Origin of the sequence: Flavobacterium sp. (assembly GCF_017744675.1) — a bacterium.
GTDB lineage: Bacteria > Bacteroidota > Bacteroidia > Flavobacteriales > Flavobacteriaceae > Flavobacterium.
Map to the genome: position 1 here is coordinate 1 of NZ_JAGIAV010000002.1, position 13,846 is coordinate 13,846.

The window sequence follows — 13,846 nt, forward strand, 5'->3', positions numbered from 1 at the left end:
TTCTGTATCCTCTAAGTTTTACCTGATGATCTTTTCTGCCCTGAAACTCTATATTCCCATCTGGCAGCCAACAGCCCAAATCTCCAGTATCGTACATTCGGGTTCCCTTGATAAAAGGATTGTCGATGAACTTTTCGGCAGTAAGTTCCGGTTTATTCAAATATCCTCTGGAAACGCCTGCTCCTGATACATAAAGTTTACCGGTTACTCCTATAGATACAGGGTTTAAATAATCATCTAATATGTAAACCTGACTGTTGGAAATGGGCTTACCTATTAGAATTGATCTGTATTCCTGATTTTTAATTAAATAAGCAGTACTATAGGTCGTATCTTCTGATGGACCGTATAGGTTTCTTATTTCTATCGGTAATTTTTGAAGTTTTTTGACAATATCTACCGGCACAATTTCTCCTGCCATGTTAATAAGAGATACATTTTTTAAATCGGTCTTATTTTCCAGTAGCTGTCTGACAACCGAAGGAACTGTATTTAATAAAATTTTGTCTTCTTTGTCTACGTAATTTTTAATCTCCAGAGCATTTCTTAAAATCCTGATTTTCTTTCCTTCAGCTAAGGCGTAGAAAAATTCATAAACTGACAAATCAAAACAATAGGAAGTTACGGCATACATAATTTCGAATTTTGCTGAATCAAATTCGGTTTTTGACCAGTTAATTAATTCGACTGCATTTCTATGCTCTATCATGACCCCTTTTGGATTTCCTGTAGTGCCCGATGTATAAATTATATAGGCTAAATCCTCCGGTAGATTAATTTTTTCTAAATTCTCTTTTGAATATTTCTTTTGAACTTTGCTAAATGTTTGCAGTACCTTCTGGTCTATAACTATTTTCGAATTACTGTCTTTTTCTATATAAGCAATTCTTTCCTTAGGGTAATTTACATCTATAGGTACATAAGCTGCTCCTGATTTTAATATTCCCAGGATAACAACCAGTATATACTCACTTCTTTCTAACTTGATTCCTATTAAATCATCTGGTGCTATTGTGTAATTTTCTACTAAATAATGGGTTAATTGATTGGCGTTTTCGTTAAGTTCTTTATAAGTCAACTCGCTATCTTCAAATACTACAGCAATCTGATGAGGTGTTTTCTTTACTTGTTTTTCAAATAAATCCAGTAATGTTTCGTCTTTTGAATACGCAACATTGGTATCATTAAATTCCAAAATCAATTGTTGCTTTTCTAAAGCTCCCAAATAATCTGCTTCCTGAATTGCTTTTGTTGGTTGCAATAAAAATGTATTAAGCAGATTTTCAAAATGAACAAACATTCTCTCTATCAAAAATTTGTCATAGATATCTGTGTTATATTCAATTGACAACTCTAAACCATTGGTCTCAACAAAAGTAAAAGTGAGATCAAATTGCGACATTTTTCCAGCAAAATTGTAATTGCTGTATTCAAGTCCAACAAGTTCCTCCGTATTTAAATTATTTAATTGACTTTGGTTTTGCAGGATGACCAAAACATCAAACAAGGCAGATCGGCTTGTGTCTCTTTTCAGGTTCAGTTTTCCAATTAAAGCATCAAATGGATAGTTTTGATGATCGTACGCATTTAATAAAGTTTCTTTTTGAAGCGTAACCAAATCTAAAAAGTTGCCTTTTTCTTTGAATTGTGTACGAATTGCGAGCGTATTCAAGTACAATCCTATCTGATTTTCTAGATCAGGATGTTCTCTTCCTGCAATCGGAGTTCCCAGTATTATATCTTCCTGACCCGTATATCGGTGTAATAAGGCATTTATTCCTGCCATTACTATCATGAATAAGGTAACGTCTTGTTTTTGAGAAAAGGCTTTAATTTTTTCTAGAAACGTACCAGAAAAATGATGTTTTACCTTGTCTCCATTATACGTTTGTATTAAAGGACGTTTTTTAAACCCAGGCAATTCCAATACAGGTAAATCTCCTTTAAACTGATCTAACCAATATTGTTCTGAGGTTTGTTGTTCTTTTTGCTGAATTTGTCCGTTTAACCAAACGGCATAATCTTTATACTGTATTTTTAATTCCGGCAAACTAATTTCTTTACCTTGTGATAAACCATTATAAATCTTAACAAACTCTGATATTAATAATTCAATCGACCATCCATCTCCTACAACATGGTGAAGGGATAAGAAAAATACTTGTTCATTTTCTTTTAATTTTATTAAAGATGCCCTAACCAATGGTGCCTGCTCTAAATTGAAAGGTTCTGCATTTTTTTCATGTAAATAGTCAGCAACTGCTTCCTGCTGATTATCGACAAGACGAAAATCTTCTTCGGTTATAGCAAACGTTACTTTTTCTGACGGAAGGATATATTGTCTAATTTCTCCTTCTTCACTGGTTCTGAAGCTGGTGCGCAAAATTTCATGACGATCAATTATGGTTTTAAACGACTGCTGAAACTTATCCAAATCAACAATTCCTTTTAAATTTACTGCTGCCGGCATGTTGTAGGCTAATGAGCCTCCTTCCATCTGGCTTAAAATCCATAGACGGTTTTGTGATGCTGTTAATGGGTAAGATTCCATTGCAGCCGCTACTGGTATTAAAGCATAATCATTAGTATGCAGTTGCTGACTTAGGGCTTTTATGGTTGGATTGGCAAAAAAAACTTTAAACGAAACTGTTTTCTCCAGTTGCTTATGCATACGGTTTATAACCTGAGCCACAACAAGACTGTGTCCGCCAAGTTCAAAGAAATTATCTGTTACCCCTATTTTTTCTACTCCTAAAACTTCCTGCCACACTGCAACGAGTGTTTTCTCAATTTCGTTTTCAGGAGCTACATATTCTTTTCTGATGATATCATCTCCTGAAATATCAGGTAATGCTTTTCGGTCTATTTTTCCGTTAGGCGTTAATGGTAATTTTTCTAATGCAATATAAAATCCCGGAATCATATAGTCCGGTAAGCTGTTTTGCAGAAATTGTCGCAATGCAGATTTATCCACATCGGTAGCAGATACAAAATAAGCTACCAATACTCTTTCTTCATTCTGCCCTTTTACCTCAACAACTACTTGTTTTAACTGGTCTGAATACTGTAATACGGCGTTCTCGATTTCTCCCAGTTCAATTCTGTATCCTCTAAGTTTTACCTGATGATCTTTTCTGCCCTGAAACTCTATATTGCCATCTGGCAGCCAACAACCCAAATCTCCGGTATCGTACATTCGGGTTCCTTTAATAAAAGGATTGTCGATGAACTTTTCGGCGGTAAGTTCCGGTTTATTCAAATATCCTCTGGAAACACCTGCTCCTGATACATAAAGTTTACCAGAAACTCCTATCGATACTGGGTTTAAATAATCGTCTAATAGGTAAATCTGACTATTGGAAATGGCTTTGCCAATAGGTATCATTGCTTTACCAAAATCGTCTTTGGTTACCTGATACATAGAAGCGCAAACGGCACATTCAGTTGGTCCGTATGCATTGTAATACTCTATTCCGGATTTAACAATGGCTTCTGCATGTGTAGGATTTGCAGATTCTCCTGCTGTTATAATACATCGTAATCCTGAAATATCTTCGTTTTGCAGTAGTCCTAAATAACTAGGCGGAAATGTAACTACCGTTGATTTACTTTCAATTAAAAATTTTGCAAATTTATTTTTGTCTTTAATTGTTTCCTCTGTCGGGATACACAGCGTAGCTCCACTGTATAAACTCATCATAATTTCAGATATAGAGGCATCAAAAGCTACAGAAGCAAACCATACAATTTTATCTGCATTTGTAACTTTAAAAAAACGAATCTGATCCAATGACATATTTATATTACTACTATGCTCAACCATTACGCCCTTTGGCTGTCCGGTAGAGCCTGAAGTATAAATTAAATAGGCTAAATCCTGAGGAGAAATCAATGTATTGATATTCTCACTACTGTAATCTCCAAATTGTACATTGTTAATTTTTAACAAGTTGCAATTAGAAGTTTTAAATTCATCATCAGCTTCGATTAGTAACTTTAAGCCACTGTCTTTTATAATGTAATCGATTCTTTCCTCAGGATAATTGATATCGATTGGCAAGTAGGTCGCGCCTAGTTTTAAAATGGCTATTAATGAAATAACTCCAAGATCTGACTTTGGTAAAAAAACACCAATAATATCTCCCTTCTTTACATTTTGTTTAGAAGAAATGTAATGGGCTAACTGATTTGCTTTTTTGTTTAGTTCTGTAAATGTTATTTTCGATTCTTCGAATGCAATAGCAACATGATCTGGAGTCTCTGTTACTTGTTTTTCAAATAAATCTACAATTGTTTTATGGTTTGGATAACTGACAGTATTCGAATTAAAATCAAATAATATTTTGGATCTCTCCTTTTCCGACAGCAAAGAAAAAATTGATAAATCTGCACTCAGGTTATCTTCCAGATTAATCATAAAATTCTTAAAAGACTGATTAACTGAGTTAATTAGTGCTTTATTTGCAAAAGCTTCCAAATAAGAAATTTGTACTTCTATGTCTTCGTTATCGTTAATTTGTACATTGATCAAAATTCCTTTACAAGCTGATTGGATTTTTGAGTTAATGTTAATATTATAATGGGACCAATTATTATTATCCGTCAGTCTGTCTTTATAATCATAAGAGGCATATTGCAATGTCTCTAATACTTCATTTTTTATGTTTTGAAGATATTCTTTAAAAGACATTTCTAAATTTACCGGAAATGAAAAAAGTAATGGTTTTTCGTATTCTTCATAATTTGAAACGATAAAACCATCGAACTCACTTAGTTGTTTTTTTAGCAAAAAAGAAAAAATAGCATTTACAACAGTATACTGAGCTATTGGGTTGCCACTTGTGAGTTTATTAAAGTATTGTATTTCACGCTTTAAAATAATAACCTTTGGAAGACTGCATTCTTCATGATGTAATTCCTGAATTACTTCTCTGTTTAATATTTTTGTTTTCCAATACTTAGAAACTGTATTAATATTATTTGATTCTGAATTCGTACTCATAAAATTTACTTTACTATTTTTAATTGGATATTCTAAGTGACGGCTCTACCGATTTATTTGAAAGAGCTTTTTTAGAATATTTTTTTCTCAACTATATTAAAGTAAACACAAAGCAATTTTGTAAAATCATCAAAATCAGAATTAATGTTCTTTAAAATACAGTAGATTTTTCACGAAAATAGCAGTAAGATGTATTTAAAAATTACGGGCTTTTTATATAAAAATTACGGACTTATCTTTCAAACATAAAAGCGTTTAAAAAGTAACCTATTTATGGGGGAAGATTTTGTTTTACAATTCTTTAAAGCACTTTTTTAAGTAACTTTTTTTTTACTTAAAAAGAAAATCAGTAGCAATAATCCTATGAAGTTTTGGAATCATTTCGTGTGTTATTACACTTAATCAAAAACCTATAATTATGGTGTTAACTTCAAAAGAACTGAGTTAACATTTTGAATCAATTTTATAACGAAGTTTTAAAGACAGATTTTGAAGTTTTATATCTATCTTAAAAAAAATATAAACAATTATTTTATTGCGATGAGGTTTACGAGATTAATCGACAATCTTGTCCAGATTTGGATCTAAAAAATTAATGATTACCTCAATTTTTGTTCCTATACCAATTTTCGATTCCATGTAAAATTGGCCGTTTAGAGATTCAGTTCTTTCATTCATATTAATTAGTCCAATACCGCTTTTTAGTCCATTGATATCAAATCCCTGTCCATCATCAATAATAGACATTCTAAGAGAATCATCTCCTTCCTGTGTAATTTTCACATCACAATTTTTAGCATTTGCGTACTTATTAATATTCAAAATTGCTTCCTGAAGTATTCTGTATAAATTTATTTTATAAATATTCTGAATAGTCGTCCATTCAATTTTAGAATCATAAAGGTATCTAAACTGTGTCTCGCTTATTTCTTTCTGGTTTTCTATTAGACTTAATAATAAGGTATTAAAATCATTGTGGTCCAGAAATGATTTACGGCTTAAGTCGTGTGATATTGTTCTAATTTCATTTTCGATATTCTGCAATTCAAAAATGTATTCTTTTCTTTTTTCAATTATTTCCTTTTCTATTTTAGAATTAAAAAAACCCAAATTCATTCGAACTCCATAAATTTTATTCATTACACCATCGTGTAATTCTCTTGCTATTTTGGCTTTCTCATTATCTTTTGCGGCATTTATTTTTTCATGCTGTTCTGTTAGCAACAAATAAATTTCCTCATTGGCTTTTTGCTGTATTTTTAAGAATTTCAATTCTTTATTTTTGTATTTGAAATAACGAAAAACGACGATTACTACCAATGATAATATCAGTATAAATGAAATAATTAAAATGTAAAAGTTCTTTTTTGTCAAAATTTTATTTTCTTCCTCTATTCTCGAGGTTTCATATTCAATCCTTGCATACTTGTGGTGTGCATTTTTTTGAATAATATTTATACTATCACTAACTTTAATATATTCATTTACATAACTTAAAATGTTTTTTTTATCTATCTTCGAAAGCATCTTTAATGAGGTTAAAACTTCATTACTATTCTTAATCTTAGTCGCTAGTAAATTTGCTTCTTTAAGAATTTTGATTGCTTTTACGGTGTCTTTTTGCGTTAAAAAATATTCGCCAATGTGAATTTTTTTATATAAAATATCAGATTGTTCTCCACTATTTTCTACAATCCTTAGTGACGTAAAGAACATCTGACAAACATTATCATATTGTCCATTTTTCATTCTGGAATAAGCCAAATTACTTAGAACGTTTGCATATAATATTGGCCACTTTTTTAAATCTTCAGAAAGTATCCCTTCCAGTTTTTTTATAGATTTTGAATACTCTCCTTTTAAATCATAAAGATTACAAATGTTAATAGTAGATGTAACACTGTAATTATTTATTTCATCATTATCAATATTTATAAATTTCATTTTTTCTAAACTGTTCAAAGCCAGCTGATGATACCATAATGCTTTATCATAATTCGCCAGTTTCTCTAAACAATTACCCATCAATGTATTACAAGAATAAACTAACCGATGATCCTTAGAATTTCTTAAATACTTCAGAGCCTTTGAAATTTCAACTTCACATTCTATATAATTTCCGTCATAAAATAAAACATAAGCTTTATTGAATAACATTCTTGCTACATTGTCATAATCAGATATTTTATAATACATCTTTTCTGCTTGCAAATAATAAAAATATGCACTGTCTTTTTTATCATTTATATAGCTATCCCCAACATAATAAAATGCTTTGGCAGTTGCCTCTTTATCATCTACTTCATTAGATAATTTTAAAACCTTTAAACTGGTTTTCAGAGACTTTTTGATGTTATTATTATAGTAATATTCTGTAGATATTCTAAAATATAAGTTTCTAATTATAGAATCATTCTTTTGATATTTTAATAAAAAAAGTATTGAATCTAAGTATTTTTCTTTTTGATAAGGCGATAAATTATTTAGTTGACTCTTACTCAATAAAATAACTTTGCTACTTTCTGAATTAACTAAATTATTTCTTGTGCATGAGAAAGCAAAAAGTATAAGAAACAGAAAAAATATTTTATGAGATGTTGTCAAGTGTGCAAAATTATTATGAGTTTCAAATATAGTATTTTGAAATAAAAAGACTATGTATTTTTTAAATAAATAAGCATAGTCTTCCTACATAATAATAATGCCAATACTAATAGCAATTACTTTCTCGGTGGTCTTGGATTACTTGGATCTCCATCTGGATCAATACCCGAATCCAAAGCTGAAATTTCGTAAATTGAATCACTAGCTTTTACAATTACTTCTTCATTTACACGTTCTTTTTCTTTTATATTAGGCACAGTTTTTAAACTACCACCCGAAGTCTCTACTTGGTCATCGATACTATCAGATGTACATGAGGCGAAAAAAAAAGAAAGAAAAATAAATACGATACTATATATTCTAATTTTCATAAAAACAATTTTATTAAAGTTATTTATACAAAAAAAAGACTACAAAACGAATCTATATTACGGACTTACCGTAAAATTTAAGTTACATTTAAAATGACTTTTTACAAAATTAAAAAAATAGTTATTTCGATATTTTTAGATATTTTGTCAATAAAAAAAGAAATTCTGTGTTAAATTTAGGACTTTACTTATAATTTTTTGCAAACTCATGCTTGAAATAGCAAAATATTAATTAATATTGAGTCTAAATTTAAAATGTAATTTATGAGTTTTAATATTTTCATTGTTGATGATCATCCCATGACCGTTGATGGCTACATAAATCTTTTATCTAACATTGATTATCATTATAATGAACCAACTTTTATAAAAAGTTATAATTGTGAAGATGCTTATAATAAAATCAATTTTCATCTTAAACAGAGCATAAATATTGATTTAGCATTATTGGATATTAATCTTCCTCCATATCCGGAATTAAGAATCGAAGATGGTACTGACTTAGCATCACTTCTAAGAAAAAAAAATCCTAGTTGTAAAATAGTCCTTCTTAGTATGCATAGTGAGCCTTTAACGGTTGATAAAATCATTAAAGAAATAAATCCGGAAGGCTTTATTGCAAAGAGCGATATTAATTTTGAACTATTCCCTGTTATTTGTAAAAAGATTATAGATGGAGATATATTTCATAGTCCTACTATAATAGAATCTCAAAGAGAATTATTCAAAAAAAATATTAATTGGGATAATCACGACAATAAAATTCTAACTCTTATATGTCAGGGAGTAAAAACTGTAAATCTTCCTAATTATATTCCACTTTCTATGAGTGCAATAGAAAAAAGGAAAGCTAATATTAAAGAACAGTTATTGATGGGTAAAGGAAGTGACAGAGACCTAATAGGTAAAGTTAAAAAGCTAGGATTGTTATAGTGCATTCAATTTATATGTTTTTGTCGTAGCATCTGAGAATAACTCTTATTTTTAGATTTTTATACCTGTCAAAAAATCAATATCAAAAAGGTTATTGTTACCCAAAATTCATAATCCTTATAGGGCAATCTATTTCAAATTAAGATTTACTTTTAATAATCTGATGCTCAAGAAAATTACTTCAAATACTATTACTAATGTTTTTTTTATTATTTCCCAAATTTATTCAATAAAATCTACCAATTTATTCAAATCTTGGAGAAAATGGTTTGAAAATTGTGTCACAGAGATTTAAGGAGACAACTATATAAAGTTGTTCTTTTTCACAAATATGTAGGTTGCTCAAGCCCTTACAGCCTACCATTTTATGGATCGCTTTTTTTACAAGCAATCAATCTAAAAGTTTTTTTGTTAGGGATCTGATCGAAACTAGACGATGATTCGAAGTCTCGTTAAGGATATAGTTTTTTCTATTTTGGTCTATCGTGTTTTTTTTACATTAAATATAATAATTTCAAAGTACTTTTAGATTCCTACTCATCTACCTGAATGCCGTTTTTGAAAAGAATAGTAACGGCGTTTTCTACTGAAACATTCTTTTCAATAGAATTCATTTTTTTCAATTGGTTTTCGGTTGCTTTTTTTTAAATAAAAAACAGTCTGACTTTCAAGTTAAAAATAGTGCTTTAAGCAAATAAGAGCTTTAAAAATGTTAGTTTCAAATATAGATTAACATAACAAATGTCATGAATATTATTGCTCTGAGTTTTGTGGTAGAATCGTGGCACATTGCATTTTTGAAAAACAGAATTCAGAAAAATCAATTGCTGACGACTTTAGGTTCGAAACTTATACACCCCACAAAGATCCTAATCAAAGATTAGAACTTTTTTTTTACTCTAAATTTAGGGATCAAAAAAAACCTGCGAATCTTGAGATACGCAGATTTTTTGTTTTTACTCCATTTTTTCAAGTCTTTTAAAAATGCTCAAAATTTCTACGGCAAAATTGTGGCAAAATAGTGAAACTCATTAAAAAGGAAAAAAAACATTCTATTGTGACATATGGCAACATAAAATGTAAACGTAGAGCCTTTTCCTTCCCTGCTAGTAACTGCAATAGTTGCTTATGCTTGTAAATGATCTGTGCCGTGTATAAACACCTAATCCCTTACCAGGAAAGGTTTTCATATTGTTAGACGTCACCATGAAGAATTGTTGACTATGTTATCCAAATCACCTTCAGGAATCTCATAACTTTATCCTGAACGCTCACTGTCACACCTTTTTCATTATTACTGCTTCTAACACTAATTGTCATTCCTTTCGGGCAGTATTTGATTGCATTAGACAAAAGATTCGTAATAACCTAACCAAATCACTTGCTTAAAATGATTTTCTTCGTTGTCACTTTATCATCACTAATGACCTGAAGGAGATAAATTCCTCTTCCAAAATTGTTTAGATCAAGTTGCTGCGTTGATCCCTCAAAAGTTGTATTTAACAATTGCTGTCCTAAAGCATTATACAGACGAACATCAGATTTTGTGTTATTTTCTAAACTCAAATTCAAAATCCCGTTTGTTGGATTTGGATAAACAACCAATCCGCCATCAATTTTTACGTCTTCAACATCAGCAGCCGTATCCAGCATTTTTCTAGTTCCAGAACAACCTGAAATATAATTGTGCTGAATATCATCAATCCAAACCGTCATTGTATTTGCTGTGTTGCTTTGTTTGATTACAATAGCATCCAAAGTTACAGATGCTCCACCAACGATGCCATTTCCAGTTGTTATTGTTGTTCCTACTGCAGTTGGCAAAAACCACTCATAATAATTCCATACTCCATTGTTTATAATGGTTTGCGGAGGCAATTCTTCCAGTCCGTCAACATCATCGATCCAAGCCGTTACAGTCGCTCCAGCATTTGCCGTACTTGTTTTCAGCCAAAAACCGAAAGACCCCTGATTGCCAACAAACGCCTGATTGTTTGCAGGAGTTCCCCCACCAGAAAGCAAACGCACTAGCCAATCTGTAGTTACTGATGTATTGTCATACAAAACTGCTTTTAAGCTCGCTGTTCCATTTTTAAAACTATCTGTTGCTCTTGCCAAGGTAGAAGTGGTTGCTATTCCGACTGTAGAACCCGAAGTCGTTGGAACTTGAGTAAATCTGCCTGCAGAAGCTTCAAAGGTTTCTAAAGTAGTAGTGGTATTTGAGCCTACGCAAAATGTCATTGTGTAGGTATTGCTTCCGCAAGCATTTGAGGCTACTAAAGTAACAGTCTTTGAACCTACTGTTGTAAAACTTACTGATGGATTTACAGCTGTACTTGTTGCCGGAGATCCATTAGGGAAAGTCCAGCTATAAGCAGTTGCTCCTGTAGAAGTGTTAGTTAAAGTCACACTTTCGCCAATTGCCAATTCTGTTAAAGGAGCGGTAAAACCAGCTGTAACTGCCACTGCTGGGTTAACGGTTACCAATCCTGTTACCGTTTTGGTATCAGAACCTATACTGTTTATAGCAGTTAAGCTAGCATCGTAAGTTCCTGTAGTGTTATAAGTAACTACAGGATTTGCAAGCGGACTGGTACTTGGCGTTCCTCCCGGAAATGACCAGCTATAAGAAGTTGCATTGGTAGAAGTACTTGTATAGGCTACGGTTTGTCCTGCACATACTGTCGAAACTGCTGGCGTAAAATTAGCTACTGGCGCTGTATTTTCTGGCAGACAATCAACAAAGGTAAATTTAAAAGCATCTGCAATAACAACTCCTGTTGTACCTGTTGTACGAATCACAGCTTTGCCTGCAGAACCTGAACTAAAATTGTATGTTCCAAGTGAAACCCAGGTTCCATTATTGATTTGCTGGTTTACTGTCACAGTAGTTGTCCCACTTTCATGGATAATATCTACAGGAACATTTGTCGGTCGGTTTGTGCCAGCCGTAAAATTGATAAAAACTTCATATCTGCCTCTTTGAGCAATTGACGGAGTAAAGGTTGCCGATTTAGCTCCTTTTCCAGTATCGCCATCATGAATATAATCAGTACCGATGTAACCTGCTGTTGCAGAAGTAGAAGTCCAAGCACCAACCAAAGTTGCCGCTAAATTGTCTACCGTAATTGAGGTTATACCTGGCACAGTACAATTGGTACTTTTTGGAGTAAAACTCACTGGAGCAGAATATTTTGAAGTTCCTGTTGCAGCACTATAGCTTCTGATTGTGTAATAGTAAACTGTTCCCCCTATTGGAGATTCGGCAACTGCCGCGCTTGTAGTATTCCAAGAATAACTCTTTACAGTATTTACAACATCATTCACCACCACGGTGCTATTTGGTGTGGTTGTAGATGTAAATCCGTCTGTATCATTCCATCCTGTATTCGATTTTGAAACCTGAATACGGTAATCGGCATTTGTAACTGAAGAGTCCCAAGTAAAGTTTACAGGAGTGCTAACATATACCTGCCCTGCCGTAGGTGCTGTTGGAACTGGAACATTTGTTGAACTGCCAGCCGCAATTTTTGCCAATAAAACATTCCAGCGCGCTGTTGTAAGATTAGGGCAATCTGTTCCTGAGTTTACGTCGTTATGGCCGTAAATTCCACGGTTTCCATTAGTCACACGTCTTGTTTTTGGAACACCGCTTCTATCGCAAACATCAATTGCTAAAGCTGCCGCCGCATCCAACATTGGCTGACTGTCCCACATGGATAAATTCGTTGCTAAAACTTCGTGTTCTGTACTCACTCCTGCTCCATTCCACTGTGGATATCCTGAAACTCCTTGCGAATAAGCACGATCGGCTTCGCGAACAACCTGCGAAATCTGGCCATCAGAATTACGTATACAATAGTGTGCAGAAGTTGGAGTAGTTCGACTGCAATCATTAAAATACGAAATAGCGCCTTCATAAGTACCGGTTGCCATATAATGTACAAAATAGTAATCTATACCATAACCATTACGCCCTACTCCATAATTACAAGCCGTAATTCTTGATAAAGCTCCCGGATAATCAACTGCCATAACTGCTTCAGTTGCGCTTGCTTTTGCAGTTGAACTTTTTGAAGTTTTAGATAACGGAATTGTAACAGTACTTCCTTTAATATCAATAATTTCTTTCCAAAGCGTAACTGTTTTGGAACCCTCTTTAATTACTTTAAAGAAACGTTCTGCCAATGAAGTTTTCATTTCTTCATCCTTCAAACCAGTTAATTCTCGTGTTGCATCAAACCAATCTTCCAATCCTTTTGGATTTGTTTTTTTTTGATAACTTTTTAATAAGGCTGTTGCTGCCCTAATATTAGTTTTAGCATCCGTTTTAATTGCTTCCGGAGTAGATTTGATTAATTTAGCGGCAACGGCAATCTGGTTATTATAATCGCTTTCAATCAATCCCATTACACCCCAAGATCCATAGAAAGAAGAAGACACTTGCGCCCAATTGCTTTGCACTTGTCCTACTGCCATTAAAATTTCTACGGGAACATCAAATTCTTTACTGGCTTCAGTAAAATATTTCACCATTGTTTTAACCGAAGGATGCGGCCTGTTTAGATACTCTTTCAAAAGTTCTCCATTATGCTCGCATTCTAATTCATCATGTTTTTCTGCTAAATCTGGCTTGCTGGTTACTTCATTTTTTTTATTTGCTAATGCCAGATAATCTCCCATATCTCTTTGCAGAAAGACCTCACCATTAGGTTTGGTTTCTTTTTTAATAGAAGATTTCAAGTATTTGTCTGCCAAAGAATAGAGTTGCTCGTCACTTGGCTTTTTGTAGTCTGGCGTCGTTTGAGCCAAACCAGTTGCAACACTAAACAAAACCATAATTGAAGCAATTTGGTTTCGCAAATCGATAAGTTTGTTTTTCCTCATGTTTTTTTGCTTTTTGTTAATAAATAGTTTACGTAGTTATGATTATTTA

5 protein-coding genes are annotated in these 13,846 nt (G+C 32.5%); 1 reads left to right on the forward strand and 4 read right to left on the reverse strand.

Features of this window, described 5'->3' with window-relative positions; genetic code table 11:
* The 3 genes from J7574_RS05525 to J7574_RS05535 all read right to left on the reverse strand — a co-directional run.
* A partial coding sequence (locus tag J7574_RS05525) for a non-ribosomal peptide synthetase (protein WP_290965435.1) occupies positions 1-5,002 on the reverse strand: 5,002 nt, incomplete at its 3' end.
* Between the two features lie 555 nt (positions 5,003-5,557).
* Entirely contained in the window at positions 5,558-7,504 is a 1,947-nt protein-coding gene (locus J7574_RS05530; protein WP_290965436.1) for a tetratricopeptide repeat-containing sensor histidine kinase, read from the reverse strand.
* Between the two features lie 218 nt (positions 7,505-7,722).
* Positions 7,723-7,977 carry a hypothetical protein gene (locus J7574_RS05535; RefSeq protein WP_290965438.1) on the reverse strand — a complete coding sequence of 85 codons (255 nt, stop codon included), beginning with the start codon at positions 7,975-7,977 and terminating at the stop codon, positions 7,723-7,725.
* A gap of 264 nt (positions 7,978-8,241) precedes the next feature.
* Here J7574_RS05535 and J7574_RS05540 point away from each other — a divergent pair, with 264 nt between their 5' ends.
* Positions 8,242-8,910 carry a response regulator gene (locus tag J7574_RS05540; RefSeq protein ID WP_290965440.1) on the forward strand — a complete coding sequence of 223 codons (669 nt, stop codon included), beginning with the start codon at positions 8,242-8,244 and terminating at the stop codon, positions 8,908-8,910.
* A gap of 1,377 nt (positions 8,911-10,287) precedes the next feature.
* On the opposite strand, the gene J7574_RS05545 is transcribed toward J7574_RS05540, so the two are convergent.
* A complete protein-coding gene (locus J7574_RS05545; RefSeq protein ID WP_290965443.1) occupies positions 10,288-13,797 on the reverse strand; it encodes an N-acetylmuramoyl-L-alanine amidase in 3,510 nt (1,169 codons plus the stop codon).
* Between the last annotated feature and the right edge of the window lie 49 nt (positions 13,798-13,846).

What these genes read in the sequence shown, in the direction of transcription:
- J7574_RS05535 (WP_290965438.1), bottom strand. Translation starts at nt 7,977, where the DNA reads ATGAAAATTAGAATATATAGTATCGTATTTATTTTTCTTTCTTTTTTT.
- J7574_RS05540 (WP_290965440.1), top strand. Translation starts at nt 8,242, where the DNA reads ATGAGTTTTAATATTTTCATTGTTGATGATCATCCCATGACCGTTGAT.
- J7574_RS05545 (WP_290965443.1), bottom strand. Translation starts at nt 13,797, where the DNA reads ATGAGGAAAAACAAACTTATCGATTTGCGAAACCAAATTGCTTCAATT.